The organism is Actinosynnema sp. ALI-1.44 (assembly GCF_001984155.1).
In the GTDB taxonomy this organism is placed as follows: domain Bacteria; phylum Actinomycetota; class Actinomycetes; order Mycobacteriales; family Pseudonocardiaceae; genus Kibdelosporangium.
The window spans coordinates 27,174-48,527 of sequence record NZ_MTQO01000029.1 but is presented as its reverse complement, the minus strand read 5'-3'; the positions used below and the strand labels follow the sequence as shown (position 1 = coordinate 48,527).

Here is a 21,354-nt window from a genome sequence, read left to right as displayed (position 1 = left end):
TGGTTGGCGGCCGTTCGGGGTCTTTTCCCAGTGACACGGGGAAATCGTTCGTCCGGGCCGATCGCGGCGCCGACCGCTGCCCGTAGCCTGCGATCGTCCGGAAAGCGAACGAAGGAGGTGCGATGAGGACAGGATCCTGGTTGGCGGCCACGGCATTGGCGGCCGGTGGACTGATGGGTGTGCCGCCCATGGCTGTGGCCGATGTCCTGGGCGCGAACACGCCTGGCGCGATCGACGGCAGCTATGTGGTGGTACTCAAGGGACAACGCCCCGTTGACGACCTGGCGGCCCGGTACTCAGGTACGGTCGTGCACACGTTTTCTCACGTTTTCCACGGGTTCTCGGCGCGGATGACGGAACGCGACGCACGGCGCATCGCCGCGGATCCCGCGGTGTCGTACGTACAGCAGAACCAGCGGATACGGGTCTCCGGCGAACAACGCAACCCGCCTTCGTGGGGCCTGGACCGGGTCGATCAACGGCGCCTGCCGATGGACGACGTCTACCGGTACCCCGGCTCGGCGTCGAACGTCACCGTCTACGTCGTCGACACCGGGATCCGGATCAGTCACCGGGACTTCGGCGGACGTGCGATCTGGGGCACGAACACCGTGGACAACCAGAACGTGGACTGCCACGGACACGGTACCCACGTCGCGGGCACTGTCGGCGGGCTGGATCACGGTGTGGCGAAAGGCGTCCGGCTGGTCTCCGCCAAGGTGTTCGACTGCGCCGGCAACGGAACCAGCGAACAGCTCGCGAAGGCGTTGGACTGGGTGGTGGTCGACCACGCGTCCGGCCCGGCCGTGGCGAACATGAGCCTCGGCGGCCCCGCGCCGGACCGGGTGATCGAAGACGCCGTGCGGCGGGTCATCACCGACGGTGTCGTAGCGGTGGTGGCAGCAGGCAACGACTCCGACGACGCCTGCAGGCACTCGCCGTCCCGGGTGCGGGAAGCGTTGACCGTCGGGTCGATCGGCGGGTCGGACTACCGGTCGTACTTCTCCAACTACGGCAGCTGCGTCGACCTGTTCGCGCCAGGGGAAAGCATCACCTCCGCGTACAACGGCAGCGACACGGACTGGGGTGATCTGTCCGGTACGTCCATGGCGACGCCCCACGTGGCCGGCGCGGCCGCACTGGAGCTCTCCCGAAACCCCACGCTGACACCCGCTCAGGTGGCGACCGCGTTGCTGAACGACTCCACCAAGAACGTGGTGGTGGACCCGAGGGGCTCACCGAACCGACTGCTGTGGGTCCGCCCGTAGCTGGCCGGACCTCGAGAGAGGGATGACAGGTCAGACATCGGCGCAGGTAGCAGCTTCGGCTACGGCTCGTCCAGGTGTTGCAGATGCCGTAGCGGCATGTGATGTCGTAGGGGGACCCACTGCACGAAAGGCGCCCTCCGCGATGCACCCCTCCATCACGCCTCCCCGCCAGGTCAAGATCGGTGATGCGGCCGCGTTCGCCGGGACCACCCCGCGCGCGATCCGCCACTACCACGAGATCGGCCTGTTGCCGGAGCCCGAGCGGGGCGTGGACGGCCGTCGCCGCTACGGCTACGACGAGATGATCCGCCTGCTGTGGATCCGCAGGATGGCCGAGGCAGGCATCAGCCTGGACGACATGCGGGCCGCCTTCGACGAAGTCGGCGACATCGAGGAGAGCCTAGGCCGGTTGGCGGACACCCTGGCCGCCAAGGAGGCCGACATCCAACGCCAGCGGGCCGTCCTCCAGCGCCTGCGGGCTGTGGGCAGTCCGCTCGGGTTGCTCTCCGAACTGGTGACGGACCGGCTCAGCTCCCTGCCGCCAGGCGCACTGCGCCGCTCCGACCTCGACGCCCTGCTGGTCACGGAACGGGTCTTCGGCCCGCTGGGCGCCGCCGTCCAGGCGAGCGTGTTCATCGTGTTGGCCACCCACCCCGACCTGCGGGCCGAAGAGGACCGTCTGGACGCCGCCGAGGCCGCACTCGACGACGGCGTGGATCCCCATGATCCCCGCGTCGACGAACTCGCCGCACAGCGGTACGCCCACCACAAGGCCATGGAGGAAGCCATCGAGACGATCGGACTGGACATCGACGAGGAGGCGCTCTTCGAGACCTACGACGCCGATCTGAAGGGCGAGGAGCCCGCGCGGATGAGCGTCTCCGAAGCGGTCACCAAGATGCCCTACGACTTCTCCCCCGCCCGGATCCGCTGCATGGAGCTCACCGCGGAACTCCTCGCCCATGACCACTCCGCGGACAGCTGAACCCCGGTGTTCCCGGTGGCCACGCAAGCGCTTGGCAGGGGTCAGTTGCCGGTGAGCGCGTCGGTGCGGAGTTGGTCGGTGTCCCAGGTCAGCGCACCGGCGCGGATGGCCGCGAGCGCGCGGTCGATCCAGGCGCGCTCGGCTTCCAGCATGGTGATGATGTAGTCGTTCTCGATGAGGAAGATCTCGGGCAGACGCCGGCGTCCGGCATCGAGGGAGATCTGTTCCTCGTCGATGCGCCTGTCGAGTTCGGCGCGGCGCCGGGTGAGCATCTCGGTGACCGCGCCGACAGTCGTCACCGACATGAACGACAGCGCGGCGGCGAACATCGGGTGCTCGAGAGCCGGTCGGGCCAGCGCGTCGTGCAGCGCGTCCAGCAGCGCCGCCGCGCCTTCGTCGGTGAGGCTGTAGACCGTGCGTGCCGGGTGGCCGCCCTCTCGGGAGGGGGTCGAGCTCTCGATCAGTCCGGCTCTCTCCAGCCGGGTGACCGTCTGCTGGACGCTGTTGCGGCTGCGGACGTTGACGACCTTGTCCTTGCCCCGTTCGACGATCAGCTTCTGCATCAGGTACGGGTGCATCGGCCGTTCGAACAGCAGCGCGAGCACAACCAGGCTCAAGGGCGACCGGAGGGTGAAATCGCTGGACGGGGACATACGACTCACCCTATCGCCATAGTCATAGTATGCCGTTTTGCCTTATAGTTATAGTATGTCGTTTCTTCTTCGTCCCGCGGCTGCCACCTCGAGCACTGGCCGCCTACCCGGCGCACTGCTCCTGCTCGGGGTGGCGCTCTACGTACTTCCCACGGCGCTGCACGGCAACCCGCCGATCGACGACGCCGAGGCGACGCTGCGTTACGTGGCCGACCGCGGTTTGTGGACACTCGCACACTTCGCCAACATCGCCGCGGTGGTGCTGTGGGCAGTGGCGGTCGCGACGCTCGTGCCCTCGTTGCCTGTCTCACGGGCCCTCGCCGGTGCGACGGTCATGGTCTTCGGGATCGCGGCGGCGACGTTCGCCGTCTACTTCAGCCTGCACGCCCTGGGGCTGAGCACCGCGGCCGACCAGTACCTCAACGGTGACACGGACCCCGTCGCCGTGCTCGAAAGAGCCGAGACGCTGCTGCTGGTACTGGGAAGCACGGCCTTCGTGGCGCAGGGTCTGCTCGGCAGCGCGATCGCCGTGTTCGCCGTCCTGCTCGCGCGCATCCCGGAGGTGAACAAGCCGTTCGCGTTCACCGGCGTCCTCGCCGGAACGGGCTGGCTGGTCGGCGCGCTGACGATCGACTTCGCGGTGATCGTGCCCTGCACGATCGTCGTCTGGCTGTGGCTGCTGATCCTGGGGGGATTCCTGCTCCGGTCAAGGCTTCCCGGCTCATCGCGACAGCCGGACTCAGCGGGAAGCTAGTGGTTGCGAACGGAAGTTCGTTACCACTAGCACAGGGCGCAGGCCACCACGTCCGGCTCGCTCCGGCGCTGCCCTGGTCGGCAACGCGGAGTGCTGGATTGTCCTCGACCCGGGGCCGCGATCACTCTTTGTGTTCGCCCACTGTTGCCGTTGACGAAGAGGTACTTTAGTGTTCATCGCACATAAGCCATCCGGCAGCTCGGCGAACGGGTCTGAACAGTGGCAGCCTTGGATGTTTCCGGCTCGTTGCGGGTCCAACTGCTGGGACCGGTGCGCGCCTGGCGCGGCGACGAGGAGATCAACCTCGGCAGCGGCGCGCGACGCGCTGTGTTCAGTGCCCTCGCCCTGCACGTGAACAACACCGTGTCCAAGGCAGATCTGGTCGACGGGCTCTGGGGCGAATGCCCGCCTGCCAACGCCGTCGGCATCGTCCGCATCTACATCTCCGACCTGCGCAGAGCACTGGACCCCGGCCGGGGCAAGCGAGCCGACTCCGAGGTGCTCGCGACAGTACAGACCAGTTACTCGTTGCGACTGCCTGAGGACCAGCTCGACGAGCGGTTGTTCGCGAAGCAGCAGGAGCAGGCACAACGGCACTGGGCCGCCGGTGACCTCACCGCAGCGGTCGACGCGCTCGACGCCGCACTGGCGTTGTGGCACGGCCAGGCTCTGCACCGGCTCCCCGGGCCGTTCGCCGAGACACAGCGCGCCCGCCTCGAGGAAAGCCGGATCACCGCGGTGGAGCGCCGTAGCGCGCTGCTGTTGCTGCGCGGCGAGCACGAAAGGGTGAGCGGTGAGCTCACCGAGCTGGTCGCCGCGGCGCCGTCGCGGGAAACCGCGCGCGGGCTGCTGATGGTCGCGTTCAACCAAGCCGGGCGGCGTGCCGACGCCGTCCAGCTCTACCGGGACACAGAACGGACATTGGCCTGGGAACAGGGCATCGAACCCGGACCGGCGCTGCGCCGGATCCACCAGGACATCGCCGCCGGAAACCCGGTGCCCGCCGACGCCATCAGCGCGGGCATCTGGACACCTCGGCACGACACCGACCGCACGATCGTCCTGTCCGGCGCCACCCGCCCGGCTCTTGCCCCGCTCCTGGTCGGCCGGGACGACGAGATCGCGTGGCTGCGCTCCCTGTCACGTGACGTGCTGAACGGCGACGGCAGGTGCGTGGGCGTCGAGGGCATGGCGGGGGTCGGCAAGACGGCGCTGGTCTCCGCCGCGTTCGCCCACCCGGACGACAAGTACGCCGTCGCGTGGAGTTCGCTGACCGAGGACACCGACCATGTCGTCTCGCTTGTCGAGCAACTGTCGGCGGCGCGGCCTCTCGTGTTCGTCGTCGACGACCTCGATTCGGTCGACGAGAGCGGGCTGCTGGCCTGGGATCGGCTGTTCCAGCTGACCCTGCGCCTGCCGGTGCTGCTGGTCGGTGTGTTCCGCACGCATCCGACGCGACCACTTCGCGTGCGTCTCCGTCAGACCATCGGCACCACAGGTGGTCGGCTCAGGACCATCAGACCACTACCCTCGCGCGACATCATCGAACTCGCGGAGCGGCGTCTCGACGCGCGGTGCGGTCCTCGGCTACGGGAACTGCTGGACGGTGCGGGCGGCAACCCGTCGTTCGCCCATCAACTGCTGGACGCTGTGACGAGCTCTTCCGTCCTGCACACCACGGCGGGCGTCGCCGATCTCGACGAGGGATACGAGACCGAACTCGCCGATGAGCTCGTGCGCCTCACCAAACAACACCATCTCGCGCTCGCGCCCCGCACGCGGCAACTGTTGCGTTCGGCCGCCATGCTCGGCGAACAGTTCGACCTCGGTGACCTCGCAGCGCTGATGCGCACGACCCCGGCTGGTCTGATCACGCCAGTGGAGGAGGCTGTCCTGACGGGCAGGCTGGACGCCGACGGCCACCGCCTCTCGTTCCGCAGCACCGTTCTGCTCAAGGCGTTGGTCGACCACCTCGGTCCCGTGGCCAGAGCCGCGCTGCACCGGGACGCCGCCGAAGCCCTCGCCTCAGCCGGGACGCCGGTGGAGCGGGTCGCGGCGCACCTGCTCGCCGTGAACCACGTCGACGCGTGGACCGCGCGATGGGTCCTGGACAACATCGAGACTGTCGCCACACGGGACCAGGCTGCCGCCTTCGAGTTGCTCGACCACGTCATCGCGAACACCGATGCGAACGAAGAGCAGCGCGACGCGCTCACGGCACGCCGGACGCGGATGGAGTTGCAGCTCGGCCGAAGACCGAGGACCGCGGCCGTGCCGGACACGCCGAGCGACGTCGAGTATCCCGCCGAGATGCGGTGGATCCTCGACTACCTCGACTGCCGGACATCGGACGAGGAGGCCGAATCGGCAGTTCGGGTGGACCTCGAACACACCCTCGACGACCTCGGCGGCGCGGAGCAGGCAGCACGAGCGGTGCTCTGGCACGCGACGAACACATCGGATCCCGTCGCCACAATGGACGCGCACAAGGTGTTGTGGTTCATGGCGACCATGCGACGCGACCACAAGGCTGCCCTGGCACACGCCGACAGTGCGCTGGAGACGCTGCAGCACACCACCGACCGCGTCTACCCGCAGCTGGACCTGTTGGCCGATCGCGCTTTCTCACTGCAGAGCCTGGACCGCCTCGACGACGCGACGCACACCCTCGCGCGGATGCGCTACATCGGCGACCGCCTGCGTCCACCAGCCGCGCGTCCGCACGTCCTGACCGCCATCCACCACTACTGGCTGGGCCGCTGGGACGAGGCACTCGGCCATCTCGACCGCGCCGCACTGGACAATCAGGACGAGACGCACGACCCCTCAGGACATACGCAACTGGTGCGGCACAGCGTCGCGGCCCTGGTCGCGGGCCACAGAGGGGACACACCCGCATTGCACGCCCACCTCCGTGTGGCGGAAAAGTACTCACCACGCGCCGGCAATCCCTGCGAAGGCAGTGACTTCCACCTGGTTGCCACGGCGATGCGCGCAGGCGTCGAATCGGGTGTCGCTGAACAGTTGGCCGCCATGGACCCCCTGCTCGACCGGACACAGGACCGGATGGCACCGCGCCACCAGTGGATGCCCCGGATCATGCGGCTCGCCATGGACGTCGGCGACCAGGGCCGGGCAGCGGCGGCCCTGCGTGTGTGCCGGGCCGAAGCGGCGAAAGAGACGATACCGGCTCGTGCCCACGCCGCGGTGCGCTGGTGCCAAGGGCTTGCCGAGCGGGACCCGGACGTCCTGATCGACGTCGCGTGGCGCTACAAGCAAGTCGGCAGGCCGGTCGAGATGGCCGCCGTTCTCGTGGACGCCGCCGTGGCCTTCGCCGAACGCGGCCGGATCAGTCTCGCCACCCTCACGTTCGCCGACGCGCTGCCGGTACTGACCGAGTTGGGCGCGACGGCCGATTTCGACCGAGCGGCCCAGCGGATGCGTGGGCTCGGTGTCCACAGCACAGCCACCCCGGTACGCCGGCAGACCATCCCGAAATGGGGCTCCCTGTCCGATCTCGAGCGCCTCACCGTCGAGATGGTCGCCGCGAGGCGGACGTATCCGGAGATCGCCGCCCAGCTCTCGCTGTCCCGCCGGGACGTGCAGGCCACCTTGTCCGCCGCCATGCGGAAGCTGGGCATCGAATCCCGTTCCGACCTGATGGAACGGGTTCGCAGCTCACCCGGCGAAGTCTGACCGGTTCGGCACCGGCTCCGCCTCCTGCTCGTCGATGATCCGTTCGATCAGGTCGTCGACGGCGACGTACCCGTCATCCATGCCGTGCCCTTCTAGATTATCCCCGCGCGCCAGGCGAAAGCGACGGCGTGTGCCCGGGTTTTGAGTTCGTGGCGGCTCATCAGGTCGTGCAGGATGTAGTTCACCATCCGCTCGGAGTAGCCGATCCGGTCGGCGACTCCGCCGGTGTTGTGGCCGTCGGCGACCAACTGGAGCACGTCCCGCTCCCGCGCGGACAGGCCTGCCACGGTGAGTCCCCTGGGCTCCAGGACATCCCGCCGCATCCGGTCGATGTGGGCAAGCAGGCTGCCCTGCAGCCACGGCGGCAGGAACGCCGTGCCCTGGCTGACTCCGACAACCGTCCGCAACAGCTCCTCACCAGTGGTGGTGTGCAGCTGCAGCACCGCCGCCGTGCCGAAGTGGATCGCGGTCAGGCCGTCGACGCGGAACCGCTCGGTGACGATCACGCACCGCGGCGTCGAGTCCAGTCGCGACTGGGCCCGAGCCTTGCGCAGGAACGCTATGACCTTGTCGTCGAAGGACTCCTCGATGACCACGATCACCTCGGCCTTGGCCACGTCGGAGTCGCCGAGCACCGTCAGCCGGTCGTCGGCGCCCAGGATGCGCTCCGCGCCGAGGGCGGTCATCGGGTCCGAGGCGCGCACCGAGATGGCAGTCGCCTTCCGCGACTCCACATCGTTCGACAAGTGCCTTGGTTTCACGACGAAAGTCTCCTGCAAGGGTCTTCATCTTGCGTAAACGCGCGAATCGGCCGGACGAGCCCTCAGGATCACGGTCCGCGACCCCTGGCACCGGCATATAGTATTACTATAATACTGTCAGGTAGTTGACGGCGGAAGGGACGAGATGACCACGACCACTGACCGGGATCCGCAGCGCTACATCGACGACATGGCGCGCGAACGGGGCTACGTCCTCGATTACCACAAGGTGATGGCCAAACAGGACTTCGACGTGCTGCGGGCAGCCAACGATCTCGTCGGCGCCGCCTACCTCGACCAACGAACGCTGGACCGCAGGACTAAGGAGCTCATCTTCATCGTCAGCCTCACGGTGATGCGTGCCACGAAGGGACACATCCAGAGCCACATCAAGGTCGCCCTCGATCTGGGCGTCACGCCTCGGGAGATACTCGAAGCGATCGAGATCTCCCTGCCCGAGGCGGGAATCGTCGCCTTCCAGACCGGGTTCGAAGCCTGGCGCGAGGTCGTCGGCGCGGACGGCCTCGAACCGACCGTCGACGCCTTCCACGGCTGAGTCACCGGCCATCCACGAAGGGAAAGACCATGACGGACGCCGTCACCTTCATCGGACTGGGCACGATGGGGCAGCCCATGGTCCGCAACCTCGCGCGATCCGTGCGGGTCGCGGTGCACGACACGGACCGCGCCGCGATCGACGCGGCCACCCGGAACGAAGGGGTGACGGCGTTGCCCGGCCTGCTGGCCGGGGCCGACGCCCATGTCGTGATCCTGATGCTGCCCAACAGCACTGTCGTCGAGCAGGTGCTCGGCGACCCCGGCGACCGGGGAAGCTTCGCCGGCCGTCTGCGGCCGGGCGCGCTGGTCGTCGACATGGGATCGTCAGCGCCCCGCGCGACCCAGGACCTGGCCAAGCGGCTCAGTGAGCACGGCGTGGCGATGGTGGACGCGCCAGTCTCCGGTGGTCCGCGCAAGGCCTCGACTGCCGAGCTGACGATCATGGCAGGCGGCTCGGCCGAGGACTACGAGCGAGCCCTTCCCCTGCTGCGCACGATGGGCACGTCGGTGACGCACACAGGACCCGCCGGGTCCGCGCACGCGCTGAAGGCGCTCAACAACCTGTTGTCCGCCATCGGCCTGGTCGGGGCGCTCGAGGTGCTCACCACGGGCACCAAGTTCGGCCTCGACCCGCGGACCATGCTCGACGTCATCAACCGGTCCACCGGCCGCAACCAGTCGACCGAGGTCAAGATCGGACCGGAGGTGCTGGCCGGGCGGTTCCAGGTCGGGTTCTCGCTTCCGTTGACCGTCAAGGACATCACCACCGCACTGGACCTCTCGACCTCGCTCGGCCTGGCGCCGGAGGTGTCGCGGGCGTGTGTCCGGTTCTGCCAGGCCGCGCTGTCCGACCTGGGCGAGGGCAATCCGGACCAGTCCGAGATCGCCCGGTACCTGGCGAAGGTGACCGGCGTCGACCTGACTCGCTGACCAGGGCGTCCGCCGCGTCGGCCACCCACCGCGTACTACTCTGATACCGTCATAGGCTGGTGAAGAAGGGGGCGTCCGCGTGACAGGGCAACGAGTGCAGCGGGTCGCCGCGCCACTGCGCACCCAGGTCCTCGAAGCGCTCCGGCAGGACATCCTCCTCGCGGAGTTCCAGCCAGGCGAACGGCTGGTCGAGGCGCGGCTGTGCGCGCGGTACGAGGTTTCCCGCACGGTCGTCCGCGAAGTCCTGCGGCAGTTGGAGTCCGAGGGGCTGGTGACCACGGTGGCCAACCGCGGCCCTGTCGTCACCGAGCTGACATCCACCGACGCCAAGGCGTTGTTCGAGGTTCGCGGCGCGCTGGAGGGCTTGGCCGGTGCTTTGTTCGCCGAACGGGCCACCGCCGAGCAGCGCGACCAGATGGGCAAGGTGATCCGGCGGTTCGCCAGGACCTACCGCAGGACGGACCTGGCCGAGCGGTTGGCGATGAAGGACGAGTTCTACGACATCCTCATCGCGGGCGCGGCGAACCCGATCGTCGACTCGACGCTGCGCGGTATCCACGCCCGGGTGCAGATGTTGCGCGGGTTGTCCCTGCAGGCCGAAGGCCGCGGGCCGGAAACCGTCCGGGAGCTGACCGCCATCCACGAGACTGCGGCCGTGCGGGGCGACCCGGTCGCCGCTCGTGAAGCATGCGAAGACCACGTCCGCAACGCCGCGGCCACCGCGCTGCGCGAACTCGCCGCCCGGCAGCTGGAACACCCGCAACCACGCGCCGACTGAGTCCCGGCCGACCGCCGTCGACCGGGACTCGGCTGTCCTATTCGGACATCACATCGGCCAGCAGCCCGGCCGTGGCCTCGGGCGACTCGGCGTGGAAGTGGTGGCTGCCCAGGTCGACCAGCTCGATGCGGATCCGGTCGCCATAGCGGTCGATGGCTTCCTGGGTGATGATCTCGCGCACGGCGAACAGCGTGATCGGCTGCGTGATCGCGTCCAGCGTGGCGTCCATGTCCCAGTGCAACAGGGCTTCGAGGGCGTGCAGCCCCGCGGGCTGGCGCACCGCGCCCATCTTGGTGGTGTACTTGTCCACCAGGGCCGGGTCGGTGCTGGGCAGTGAGCCCGCCTCCACCATGCCGCGCATCGCACCGGCGAAGTCCTCGCGGAACGGGCGCAGCAGAGCTTCGGCCTGGTCCTTGTCCTGCGCGGGGAACAGCGACAGGTAGTGCAAGGCTTCGAGCTCGACCACGCGAGTGACCACATCGGGCAGCAGCCGGGCGGTTTCGAGCGCGACCGCCCCGCCCAGCGAATGTCCGACGACGACGCACGAGCCGACCGACTCGGCTTCCAGCACGGCCGCCACGTCACGGGCGAACTCCTCCATCGTCCAGACCTCGCGGGTGGACCGGGAGTCCCCGTGTTCGGCGAGGTCGACCGCCAGCACGCGGAGGTGCCGCGGGAGGAAACCGGTGATCGCGTCGAAGTCGTGGCGGTCGCACCCCCAACCGTGGATGAGCGCGATGGTGGGCCCGTCGGCGGGACCGCTGGCCGTGTACCGGATCGTGGTGCCGTCGGGACGCCGGACCTCGTCGTGCTTGGTGTTGTCGATGACCACCGTCATGGCGGTTCCTTTCGGGGTAGTGGATTCGGTCTCAGAGCGCGCGGTGGTACCGGACAGGCCATGCGTCCTTGTCGGTGGGACGGTGGCGCAGCGCGAGGTACGGGTCACGCAGCAGTGCGCGGCCCAACAGCACGGCGTCCGCCTCCTGGGCGCCGACGATCCGGCCCGCCGTCGCCAGGCTGCCGATCTGCCCGACCGGGGCGACCGCGAGTCCCGACGCCTCCTTGAGGGTGGCCGCGAACCCGACGTTCACCCCTTCCCTCGTCGGCGGGCGGGCCTCCTCGTCACGCACCAGGACGCCGGAGGTGACGTCGAGGAGGTCGATGCCCGCGGCGGCGAGTTCCTTGGCGAACTGCACGGCGTCCTCGATGGTGATGCCGCCGTCGATCCAGTCGGTCGCGGTGATGCGGACGAAGACGGGCTTGTCCTCCGGGAAGGCCTGCCGGACGGCGCGGGCGACACGCAACGGCAGGCGCATCCGGTTCTGCGGGCTCCCGCCGTACTCGTCGGTCCGGTGGTTGGCGAGCGGGGACAAGAACTGGTGCAGCAGGTACCCGTGCGAGGCGTGGATCTCGACCGCGTGGTAACCGGCCAGATGGGACATCCGAGTCGCCTGGGCGAAGGCCTCGACGACCTCGTCGAGGTCGTCGGGGGTCGCTTCGCGAGGCGTGGCCAGGTCGCCGAACGGGATCGCGGACGGCGCGATCAGGTCCCAGCCGCCGTCGGCCGCGCTCACCGGACCGTTCTGCCCTTCACCCTCCCAGGGGACCTGGTGCGATCCCTTCCGGCCCGCGGCGATCAGCTGGATCGCGGGCACCGCGCCGTAGTCGGCGACGAACGAGGTCAGGCGCCGGTGCGCGAGGGCCTGGTCCTCCGTCCATATCCCGAGATCCGCCGCCGTGGTCCGGTGCAGCGGTCCGACCGCGGTGGACTCGACCATGAGCAGGCCAACGCCGCCGAGCGCGCGAGGGCCGTAGTGCACCATGTGCCAGTCGGTCGGCATGCCGTCGGGCCCTGCCGCGTACTGGGCCATCGGGGACATCCACACGCGGTTGGGGGTCGTGACCTCCCGCAGCCGCAACGGGTTCATCTCCGGGCCGGGGGTCTCTGTGCTGGGCACAGCTGAACTCACTTCCTCACGGGTTTCCTGGGAGCACACTACGAGGTGTTGACATACGAGAATACCGTATTACGGTAATCCCGTCGATGGAGCCGGTGCCCAGCGGGTGAGACGAGCAGCACGATCCGCCCCGGTCCCCCGCCGCCTCTCCCGGAGTGGTCAGTCCACTCCGGTCACCCCCGATCTCAGGGAGAGCCGTGACAGCACAAGAGCACACCGTCGTGCCCGAAAGCCCGGTCCGGATGACCGGCGAGCAGCGCAAGGCCGTCTTGGCCGGAGCGCTCGGCAACGCGGTCGAGTACGTGGACTGGGGAATCTACGCCGCCCTGGCACCCGTCTTCGCGAGCCAGTTCTTCCCCCGCGGCGATTCCACCGCCGCGTTCCTGTCCACATTGGCGATCTTCGCCGCGGGCTTCTTCGTCCGCCCGCTCGGCGGTGTCGTGCTCGGCGCCTACGCCGACCGGTTCGGCCGGAAGAAGGCGCTGACGCTGACCATCAGCCTGATGTCGGCAGGCGGTCTGGCCATCGCGGTGTGCCCGACCTACGAACAGGCAGGGGTGTTCTCCCCACTGATCCTCCTGGTCGCCCGGCTCGTGCAGGCGTTCTCCGCGGGCGGGGAATGGCCGAGTTCGGTGTCCTACATCGTCGAGAACGCGGCCGCGGGGCGGCGGGCGTTCGCGGGGTCCTTCCAACAGGTGTCGACCGCGGGCGGCATCCTGCTCGCCTCGCTGCTCGCACTCACCGTGACCGCGCTGCTGGACGATCGCCAGCTGCACGAGTTCGGCTGGCGGATCGCGTTCGCCATCGCCGCCGCACTGGGCCTGGTGGTCCTGTGGTTGCGGTTCCGCACCAAGGAAACCCAGCACTTCGACGACGCGGCGGCGTCCGGTGGATCGCGCCGACCGGTGCGGACCCTGTTCGCCGAGCACAAGCTGAGCCTGCTGCGGGTCGTCGGGATCACGGTTCCCGGCACGATCATCTACTACCTGTGGATCACCGCCATGCCCGGCTACGTCACCGTGACCACCGGTCTCGACCTGGGCAAGGCCCTGCTCGCGAACTCGTTGTCGGTCGTCGTGTTCATGCTGTTGCTCCCGCTCGGGGGACTGCTGTCGGACCGGTTCGGCAGGCGGCCGACTTTCCTGTTCTTCCTGGCCGGGTTCGCGGTGTACGCGTGGCCCGCCTACCACCTGCTCGACGGAGGTGGCTTCTGGACGTTGCTGCTCGTCGAGCTCGTCGGCGTCGTGCTGCTCGTCGGCAATTCGGCCAACGTGGCCGCCATCTACGCCGAGCTGTTCCCGACCCGGGTGCGCACGACCGGGATCGGCCTGCCCTACGCGACGGCGGTCGCCGTGTTCGGCGGTACGGCACCGTATTTCACGACCTGGCTGGCCAGCATCGGGCACCGGGACAAGATCTGGATCTACGTGGTGACCGCGGCCGTGGTCGGCATGGTCACGATCATGACGATGCCCGACGGCGCGAAGATGGACCGGCTCCGGTGACACGGCTGTCAGTCCGCCGACATCAGGTGGCTGACCTCGGCCGCCGCGGCCACCACCAGCGGCGCGAGGGTTTCCTCCCGGGCCCGGTCGTAGCGCATCTCCGGAACGGCGAGCGTGACCGCGGCGACCGGGCGGCCGTCCGCGTTCGTGATGGCCGCGGCGATGGAAGCCACGTGCGGGCGGTACCACGAGGAGGAACCGTTGAGCGCGTATCCACGCTTCGAGGTCTGGCCGATCTCCCGCTGGAGCTCCGCGGCGTCCGGCACGCGACTGTTGGCGAACTCGGAGAGCTCGCGCTCGAGCAGCCCGTCGACCTCGGCACTGTCGAGCAGCGCCATGATCGCCACGCCTGCCGAGGTCGCGCGCAGCGGCACCCGCGAGCCGACGTCCATCACGACGCGGATCACCTGGGAGGTGTCCTCGCGGGCGAGGATGACGAGGCATTCCCCGTCGCGCGCGCCGAGAAGAACGGTCTCGTCGGTCTCGGCCGCGAGTCTCTTGATCACGGGTCCCGCCACTTCCCGCAGGTCCCGCTCCCCCGCGCCGCGCAGGCCGAGCGCCAGCACCTTGCTCGTCACACCCCATCGCGCGCGGTCGAGGTCGACGACCTTGAGCCAGCCTGCCTGCTGGAGCGTCACCAGGCACCGCTGCACGGTGCCCTTCGGAATCCCGGTCACCCTGGCCAGCTCCGAGACGCCGATCGGTTGCCGCATGGCGACTTCCTCGAAGACCCGCAAGGTGTTCAGGACGCTGTTCATCGACCGGACGCTGCCAGCCGGTTTGTCCGCCTCTTCCGCGTACACAGCCCGATCGTATCACTCTGCGCACCACCGTTTCTCATCGTGATACAGCACGCAGTGCTTCGGACCAACAATTGGACTACATTGTGATACCTCGTATCACATTGCGAAACGGAGGATCATGGATCTCGTCGTGGTGGGAGATGTCGTCGCCGCAGGACGGCCGCGGCGCCCGGTCGTGGCGCACCCCGGGCCGGGCGACTCGGCCCCGCGTCGTGTCCGCCGCCGGGCGGACGCTGGCCTTCTTCAGCTTCTGCTCCGCGCTGCCGCTCGGCTTCAACGCCACGGCCGACAGACCGTCCATCGTGGTCGACGAGGGCGGGCGCGTACGGCGAACCCCCATCAAGGAGGAAACATGAGTGAACCGTGGCAGTGGGATGAGGAAACCTGGCGCGGACACGTCGGGCGTGTGCGCGCCGGACGGCCGTTGCGGCCGGATTCCTGGCCGGGCGACGCCAAGGCGGCGGTGACGTTGTCGTTCGACTCCGACCACGAGACGATCCCGTTGCGCGACGGGGAGGTACTGCCGGGCAAGCTGTCACAGGGCGAGTACGGCGCGCGGACCGGTGTGCCCCGGGTCCTGAAGCTGCTCGACCGGTTCCGGGCGCCGTCGACGTTCTTCATGCCCGCCGTGTCCGCGCTGCTGCACGACGGCGAAGCGAAGTCCTATGTGGATGCCGGGCACGAGGTCGCCCTGCACGGCTGGATCCACGAACGCAACACCCAGCTGCCGCCCGAAGCCGAACGCGACCTCACCTTCCGGGCCGCGGACACGCTGGAGCGCCTCACCGGGACACGACCGGTTGGCATCCGCACCCCGTCGTGGGACTTCTCCGAGCAGTCGCTGCGGATCATCCGCGAGCTTGGCCTGACGTACGACTCCTCGCTGATGGCCGACGACGACTGCTACGAGATCCTCGCCGACGGTGAGCCCACCGGCATCGTCGAACTGCCGGTCGAGTGGATCCGCGACGACATGCCGTACTTCATGATGGAACGGTTCGGGGCGCAGCGGCCCTACACGCCACCACGCGGCGTGTTGTCGATCTGGCGCGACGAGTTCGACCTCGCCTACGCCGAAGGCGGTGTCTTCCAGCTCACCCTGCACCCGCACGTCATCGGGCACCGCTCGCGCATCACGATCCTCACCGAACTGCTCGAGCACATCGCCTCGCACGAAGGCGTCTGGTTCGCCACCCACGCCCAGATCGCCGACCACGTCTCCCTCGGAAAGGACCTGGCGCGATGACCGAGATCGACCCCGGCATCGACCACCGCATCGAGCGCGCGTTCGAGGAGAACCTAAGCTCGGTCCTGGACCTCTCGCACCGGATCAACGCCAACCCCGAACTGGCCTTCGAGGAACACGAGACCTCGGCGGCGCTCATCGAGATGCTGGAACGCGGCCGGTTCACGGTGGAGAAGGGCGTCGCAGGCCTGTCGACGGCCTTCGTCGCCTCGGCCGGGTCCGGCGACTTCGCGTTCGGTCTGTGCGCGGAAATGGACGCGCTCCCCGACATCGGGCACGGCTGCGGCCACAACGTCATCGCAGCGTCCGCGGTCGGCGCCGCCCTGGCTTTGGCCCCCTACGCCGACGAGCTCGCGCTGACCGTACGGGTCTTCGGCACCCCGGCCGAGGAAAAGGGAACCGGCAAGGAAATCATGGTCAACTGCGGCGTCTTCGACGACACCCACGCGGCCATGATGGTGCACCCCACGCTCAAGGACGTCGTCATCCCCCACCTGCGCGCTTCGCGGTCCTGGCAGGTGACCTACACCGGGATCGGCGGGCACGCCTCACGCCCGTGGAGCGCGCTGAACGCGGCGGACGCGACAGTCGTCGCCCAGACCGCCATCGGCCTGCTGCGCCAGCAACTGCGTGACGGCATCAGGGTGCACCACGTCGTCAAGGAGGCCGGTGCCGCCGTCAACGTCATCCCCGACCACGCGGTCGTCGACTGCATGATCCGCGCTGACACGATCGACGAAGTCGACGAGGTATGGGAACGGGTGCGGCCCTGCTTCGACGCGGGCGCCATCGCCACCGGCACCCGCGTCGAGTACACGACGCTGCCGTCCGTCTACCGCGAATTCCGGCACGACCCAGACCTGGCCCCGCTGTTCGAAAAACACGCGAAAGCGACCGGCCGGACCTTTCCCGACTACCCCGACAAGATGTTCGGCTCGACCGACATGGGCAACGTCTCGCTGCGCGTCCCCGCGATCCACCCCATGCTGTCCTTCGACCTCCCGCCCGAGGCCGGAAACCACACCGCGGCCTTCGCCGTCGCGGCAGGCGGCCCCGACGGCGACCGGTTCGTCCACGACGCCGGTCTGGCGATGGCCCTCACGATCGCCGAAGTCGCGCAGTCCGACCAGATCCGGGCGCGGCTGATGGCCAAGACAGCCGACCGCTGACCGCAGGGCGCGAACACCACACAGAGAAATCCGCCGAACTGGAAACAACTGCACTTTTCTTGCCGGGAAGGGAAGGATTCCACGACAGGGCGTTCACGAATGGCACGATCATGTCAATCCGCAGGTAAACCACTGTTTCGACGGCGCCTTCGGTGATTAGCATCCGGTGGCGACAATTCCGAGGGACATGGCCGGAGAGCGACCTGCGTCCACACGCGCCATTTTCACCCAGCGGAGGAACACGTGGACATCCCGGTCACCCAACCCCTTTCCTACCCGTTCAACCGGTGGGAGGGCCTTGAGGTAGACGAACGCTACGCACGGTTGCGTGCCGAATCGCCGATGGTCCGGGTCAAACTCGCGTACGGCAACGAAGCGTGGTTGGCGACCCGGTACGAGGACGGCCGTCTCGTCCTGGCCGACCCCCGCTTCAGCCGGGTGCTGCCGCCCGGGCTCGACATGCCGCGGATGGGTGAGCGCAAAGTGGACTCCGGGCTGATGGCCACGGATCCGCCGGAGCACTCCAGGATTCGACGCCTCGCCGCGAAGGCGTTCACCCAGCGCGGAGTCGAGTCGCTGCGCCCCACCGTGACCAAGGTGGCCAACGAGCTCGTGGACGCCATGATCGACCTCGGCCCGGCCGTCGACCTGGTCGCGAACTTCGCCGTGCCGCTCCCGACGACCACGATCTGCGTCCTGCTCGGCGTGCCCGTCGCCGATCAGGCGCTGTTCGGCGAATGGGCGTCGGGGTTCCTGTCGGCGACCGGGCTCACCGCCGAGAAGATCGACGAGTACCAGCGCAACCTCTGGACCTACATGGCCGAACTGCTCGCCGAGCGCGTCGCCGATCCCCAGGACGACCTGCTCAGCGCATTGGCCAACGCCAAGGACAACGACGACCGGTTCAGCGGCGAGGAGGTCCTGCACCTGGCCGCGAGCCTGCTCGCCGCGGGCCACGAGACGACCACCGCCGCGATCTCGGACTTCGTGCTCACGCTGCTGCGGCACCCGGGTGAACTCGCCAAGATCGAGCAGGACCCGGAGCTCATCCCGCAGGCAGTCGAGGAACTGATGCGGTTCGTCCCGCTTGGCGTCGGCGCGACCCTGCCGCGGTACGCGAAGGAGGACGTCGAGGTGGGTGGCGTGCTGGTCAGGGCGGGCGAGCCGGTGCTGGTCACGATCAACTCGGTGAACCGCGACGACGCCGTGTTCCCGAACGCCGCCACCTTGGACGTGACCAGGACCGTCAAGGCGCACCTCGGGTTCGGCCACGGCGTCCACCACTGCCTCGGCGCGTCGCTGGCCAGGACGCAACTCCAGGTCGCGCTGGCCACACTCGTCGGCCGGCTGCCGAACCTGCGTCTCGCCGTGCCCGCTGACCAGCTGCGCTGGAAGCAGGGCGGGTTCGTACGCAGCCCGGCCGAGATGCCGATCAGCTGGGACCCGCCGGTGGTACAGAACCTCCCCAGAAGTACCCACCCGTGACGGGTGCCGACACCCGCGGCGCACTCATCGCGGCGCGTATCGACCGGCTCCCGGCCGACCGGCTCCCGGCTTCCAGGCTCGCCGTCCGGGCACGGCTGGTGATCGGCGCGGTCACGTTCTTCGGCGGTTTCGACCAGTTCCTGATCGCCTACGCGTTACCCGCGTTGCGTGCGCAGTACCAAATGGACACCGCCACCACCACGCTCACCATCACCGTCGGCTCGGTGGGCACGCTGATCGGCGCACTGCTCACGGGCAGGCTGGCCGACCGGTTCGGACGGGTGCCGGTCGTCGCGTGTTTCCTGGTGCTGTACTCGTTGAGCAGCTTGTTCGCCGCGTTCGCGCCGAACGTCGAGTGGCTGCAGGCAGCCAGATTCCTGCAAGGTATCGGAGTCGGCGGCGAAGTGCTCGTCGCGGCGACCTACATCAGCGAGATCATCGGCCCGAGAAGGCGTGGCAGGTTCGTCCTGCTCTACGAACTGGCGTGTGTCACCGGGCTCGTGATGGCATCACTGGTCTCGGCGTGGGTGGTGCCGTCGTTCGGCTGGCGCGCTTTGTTCGCGGTGGGCGCGTTACCCATCTTCGTGGCGGTCGCGCTGCGAACAGTCCCCGAATCGCCACGATGGCTGGCGGCACGTGGTCGTTACGACGAGGCCGAAGCGGTAGTGGACCACTTCGAAGCCCTGGCACACAAACAGTTCGGCACACTTCCCGACATCGAGCTGTCCCCCTCGGCAACCGCGACCGACCACCCGAGGCTGCTGGATCTGTTCGGCCGCCGGTACTTGCGTCGCACGGCTGTGGTGTCGGTGCTGTGGTTCGTGTCCTTCCTCGTGAACTACGGCCTGTCCTCATGGCTTCCGACGATCTACACGAGCATGATCCACCTCGGCATGAGTACCTCGCTCACCTACAGCATGGTCACCACCGTCGCCGGGCTCGTCGGCAGCATCGTGATCGCCACCACCGTCGACCGACTCGGCCGACGGACCGGACTCATCGTCGGACTGCTCGGCGGCACGGTAACCCTCGGCGCGGCCGCGGTCATGGCCCCGGCGACAGGGCCGGGCGTGATGGTGTTCGTGTCGGCGGCCGCGCTGTTCGTGTTCGCAGTGAGCCTCGTCGTGAACCTGTACGGCCCGGAGTTGTACCCCACTCGCTCCCGCGCGGCCGGTGCGAGCATCGGTGGGGTGTTCGCCAGGCTTGGCGTGATCGTCGGACCGATCATCACCGGGCTCGCGGTCGGCGCGAACGGCGGCATCGCCCCGGTTTTCGGCGTGCTGGCCGCGGCGTGCGCCATCGGTTGCGTCACCGTTGTGCTGTTCGGTGTCGAGACCGCGCGCCGACCGCTGGAGCCCTTGTCTCCCTGAGATGACCGTCAGCGGACCGGACCGAGGTGGAGATATCGCTCAGCCGGGATCGTGGTGCTCCGTGTCCACGCGTGGAAGAACCCGCCGAGGTCCACTCCGGACTCCCGCTGCGCCAGCTGTTCGAACTCCGGCCACGAGGCGTTGCCACCCCGGTGCAGCTCCTGCCAGCGGGTCAGTAGCCGGAAGAACGTGTCATCGCCGATGCTCCGGCGCAGTGCGTGCACCATCAGCGGCCCGGTCCGGTACACCGCTGCGAGGTACTTCTCGGCGCCGGGGTCGTAGAGCGGCACCTTCCAGAAGTCCGGCTTGTCCCGGTTGACGGCGACGAGCTCGCGGTAGTGGGCGTCCAGGTCCTTGCCTTCTTTCGCTTCACTCCACAACCACTGGGCGTAGGTGGCGAAGCACTCGGCAACGCAGATGTCGCGCCAGTTCCGGCCGGTCACGTTGTTGCCGAACCACTGGTGCGCCTGCTCGTGCACGATGAGGCCGACCACGTCGTTCCACGCCGTGCCCGGATACAGCGGCCTGCTGTGGGTTTCCAGTCCCATCGCGATGTCCTCGTTGAAGTAGATCCCGCCTGCCGAGGAGAACGGGTACCTCCCGAACTTGGCCGAGAGGAAGTCGATGATCTCCGGGACGCGGTCGCCGTGCTGGCGGGCCGCGGCCTCCGCCCCCGGGGCATAGGCGCTGATCACCGGGGTTCCGTCGGCCAGCGCGGCGTTGACGACGGTGAACTTGGCGATCGCCAGCACCGCGGTCCACGTGGACAGCGGGCTGTCCTCGCGCCAGCGGAAGGTGGTTCGGCCCCGCTCAGTGGTGGTGGGGCCTGGCCTGCCGTTGCCGACCGCTGTCCACCCCTGCGGCACGGTCGCGGTCAGCGCGAAGGTGGCCTTGTCCGACGGGTGGTCGTTGGACGGGAACCAGCTGGTGGCCGAATGCGGCTCGCCTGCCATGAACATGCCGCCGGTTTCGGGGTTGTACCGGGTGTCGCCGTTCTTGCCCGAATACACCACCCGCACGTCGAACCGGGCACCCCGGCGGATCGGCCGGGCCGGGGTGACCACCAGCTCGTGTTCCCCTTCCCGTGTGAAACCCCGGGCCGGTACTCCGTTGACGGTGATCGTGGAGATGTCGAAGGTCGGGGTGAAGTCCAGGTTGAACTGGTCCAACCCGGCGGTGGCGGTGGCTGACACCGTGGTGTCCCCGGTGAGCTCGTCCGGCTTGTCCGGGTCGTAGCCCACTTTCACGTCGTAGTGGCCGACGCGGTAGCCGCCGTTGCCGTCCTGCGGCCAGTACGGATCACCGATCCCGTCTCCCCCGACTCCGGCGAAGGCGACAGGGGCGGTCAGGGTCAGGCTGGTGAGCAGTGCTCCCAGCGTCAGCAGGTGTCGTTTCCTGATGGGCAACACAGAGATCTCCTTGGGCCAGTGCGGGG

At 68.5% G+C, this 21,354-nt stretch carries 19 protein-coding genes; 13 read left to right on the top strand and 6 right to left on the bottom strand.

Features of this window, described 5'->3' with window-relative positions:
* Window positions 1-122 precede the first annotated feature (122 nt).
* Together ALI144C_RS04440 and ALI144C_RS04435 are read left to right on the top strand one after the other, a co-directional pair.
* Window positions 123-1,268: a S8 family peptidase gene (locus ALI144C_RS04440; RefSeq protein ID WP_076985712.1), complete on the top strand. Its 1,146-nt coding sequence runs from the start codon at window positions 123-125 to the stop codon at window positions 1,266-1,268.
* A gap of 142 nt (window positions 1,269-1,410) precedes the next feature.
* Window positions 1,411-2,253: a MerR family transcriptional regulator gene (locus ALI144C_RS04435; protein WP_076985711.1), complete on the top strand. Its 843-nt coding sequence runs from the start codon at window positions 1,411-1,413 to the stop codon at window positions 2,251-2,253.
* A gap of 41 nt (window positions 2,254-2,294) precedes the next feature.
* Here the strand turns inward: ALI144C_RS04435 and ALI144C_RS04430 are convergent, their stop codons facing one another.
* Window positions 2,295-2,906, bottom strand: a complete 612-nt coding sequence (locus ALI144C_RS04430) for a PadR family transcriptional regulator (protein WP_076985710.1) — start codon at window positions 2,904-2,906, stop codon at window positions 2,295-2,297.
* A gap of 55 nt (window positions 2,907-2,961) precedes the next feature.
* Here ALI144C_RS04430 and ALI144C_RS04425 point away from each other — a divergent pair, with 55 nt between their 5' ends.
* Together ALI144C_RS04425 and ALI144C_RS04420 are read left to right on the top strand one after the other, a co-directional pair.
* Window positions 2,962-3,660 (top strand): DUF4386 family protein, encoded by a 699-nt coding sequence (locus tag ALI144C_RS04425; RefSeq protein ID WP_076985709.1) that lies wholly within the window; start codon window positions 2,962-2,964, stop codon window positions 3,658-3,660.
* Window positions 3,661-3,879: 219 nt separating this feature from the next.
* The gene (locus ALI144C_RS04420) at window positions 3,880-7,356 is read left to right on the top strand and encodes a BTAD domain-containing putative transcriptional regulator (RefSeq protein WP_076985708.1); all 3,477 of its coding nucleotides are present in this window, start codon (window positions 3,880-3,882) and stop codon (window positions 7,354-7,356) included.
* A gap of 92 nt (window positions 7,357-7,448) precedes the next feature.
* Here ALI144C_RS04420 and ALI144C_RS04415 read toward each other — a convergent pair whose 3' ends face one another.
* Window positions 7,449-8,117 carry a helix-turn-helix transcriptional regulator gene (locus tag ALI144C_RS04415; protein WP_237773975.1) on the bottom strand — a complete coding sequence of 223 codons (669 nt, stop codon included), beginning with the start codon at window positions 8,115-8,117 and terminating at the stop codon, window positions 7,449-7,451.
* Between the two features lie 145 nt (window positions 8,118-8,262).
* Here ALI144C_RS04415 and ALI144C_RS04410 point away from each other — a divergent pair, with 145 nt between their 5' ends.
* From ALI144C_RS04410 to ALI144C_RS04400, 3 genes are all read left to right on the top strand, one after another.
* On the top strand, window positions 8,263-8,673 hold the full coding sequence (locus tag ALI144C_RS04410) for a carboxymuconolactone decarboxylase family protein (RefSeq protein WP_076985707.1): 411 nt from the start codon (window positions 8,263-8,265) through the stop codon (window positions 8,671-8,673).
* Between the two features lie 29 nt (window positions 8,674-8,702).
* The gene (locus tag ALI144C_RS04405; RefSeq protein ID WP_076985706.1) at window positions 8,703-9,605 is read left to right on the top strand and encodes an NAD(P)-dependent oxidoreductase; all 903 of its coding nucleotides are present in this window, start codon (window positions 8,703-8,705) and stop codon (window positions 9,603-9,605) included.
* Between the two features lie 79 nt (window positions 9,606-9,684).
* Complete coding sequence (locus tag ALI144C_RS04400; protein WP_237773974.1) at window positions 9,685-10,383, top strand: GntR family transcriptional regulator; 699 nt, start codon at window positions 9,685-9,687, stop codon at window positions 10,381-10,383.
* Between the two features lie 37 nt (window positions 10,384-10,420).
* Here ALI144C_RS04400 and ALI144C_RS04395 read toward each other — a convergent pair whose 3' ends face one another.
* On the bottom strand, window positions 10,421-11,221 hold the full coding sequence (locus ALI144C_RS04395) for an alpha/beta fold hydrolase (protein WP_076985704.1): 801 nt from the start codon (window positions 11,219-11,221) through the stop codon (window positions 10,421-10,423).
* A 31-nt stretch (window positions 11,222-11,252) separates the two neighbouring features.
* Window positions 11,253-12,341 carry an NADH:flavin oxidoreductase/NADH oxidase gene (locus ALI144C_RS04390; RefSeq protein WP_202818847.1) on the bottom strand — a complete coding sequence of 363 codons (1,089 nt, stop codon included), beginning with the start codon at window positions 12,339-12,341 and terminating at the stop codon, window positions 11,253-11,255.
* Window positions 12,342-12,538: 197 nt separating this feature from the next.
* Here ALI144C_RS04390 and ALI144C_RS04385 point away from each other — a divergent pair, with 197 nt between their 5' ends.
* The gene (locus ALI144C_RS04385; protein ID WP_237773973.1) at window positions 12,539-13,846 is read left to right on the top strand and encodes an MFS transporter; all 1,308 of its coding nucleotides are present in this window, start codon (window positions 12,539-12,541) and stop codon (window positions 13,844-13,846) included.
* 8 nt (window positions 13,847-13,854) lie between these two features.
* Here ALI144C_RS04385 and ALI144C_RS04380 read toward each other — a convergent pair whose 3' ends face one another.
* Window positions 13,855-14,649 carry an IclR family transcriptional regulator gene (locus ALI144C_RS04380; protein ID WP_076985703.1) on the bottom strand — a complete coding sequence of 265 codons (795 nt, stop codon included), beginning with the start codon at window positions 14,647-14,649 and terminating at the stop codon, window positions 13,855-13,857.
* Window positions 14,650-14,789: 140 nt separating this feature from the next.
* On the opposite strand from ALI144C_RS04380, the gene ALI144C_RS04375 reads away from it, so the two are divergent.
* From ALI144C_RS04375 to ALI144C_RS04355, 5 genes are all read left to right on the top strand, one after another.
* Window positions 14,790-15,005 carry a hypothetical protein gene (locus ALI144C_RS04375; protein WP_076985702.1) on the top strand — a complete coding sequence of 72 codons (216 nt, stop codon included), beginning with the start codon at window positions 14,790-14,792 and terminating at the stop codon, window positions 15,003-15,005.
* Window positions 15,002-15,895: a polysaccharide deacetylase family protein gene (locus ALI144C_RS04370; protein ID WP_076985701.1), complete on the top strand. Its 894-nt coding sequence runs from the start codon at window positions 15,002-15,004 to the stop codon at window positions 15,893-15,895. Before ALI144C_RS04375 ends, ALI144C_RS04370 begins: the two co-directional genes overlap by 4 nt.
* Window positions 15,892-17,064, top strand: a complete 1,173-nt coding sequence (locus ALI144C_RS04365) for a M20 family metallopeptidase (RefSeq protein ID WP_076985700.1) — start codon at window positions 15,892-15,894, stop codon at window positions 17,062-17,064. Before ALI144C_RS04370 ends, ALI144C_RS04365 begins: the two co-directional genes overlap by 4 nt.
* Before the next feature lie 243 nt (window positions 17,065-17,307).
* Window positions 17,308-18,549, top strand: a complete 1,242-nt coding sequence (locus ALI144C_RS04360; protein ID WP_237773972.1) for a cytochrome P450 — start codon at window positions 17,308-17,310, stop codon at window positions 18,547-18,549.
* Window positions 18,546-19,919, top strand: a complete 1,374-nt coding sequence (locus ALI144C_RS04355) for an MFS transporter (protein WP_076985699.1) — start codon at window positions 18,546-18,548, stop codon at window positions 19,917-19,919. The genes ALI144C_RS04360 and ALI144C_RS04355 overlap by 4 nt, the downstream gene beginning before the upstream one ends.
* Window positions 19,920-19,927: 8 nt before the next feature.
* Here ALI144C_RS04355 and ALI144C_RS04350 read toward each other — a convergent pair whose 3' ends face one another.
* Window positions 19,928-21,328: a M1 family metallopeptidase gene (locus tag ALI144C_RS04350; RefSeq protein WP_237773971.1), complete on the bottom strand. Its 1,401-nt coding sequence runs from the start codon at window positions 21,326-21,328 to the stop codon at window positions 19,928-19,930.
* Window positions 21,329-21,354: the final 26 nt, after the last annotated feature.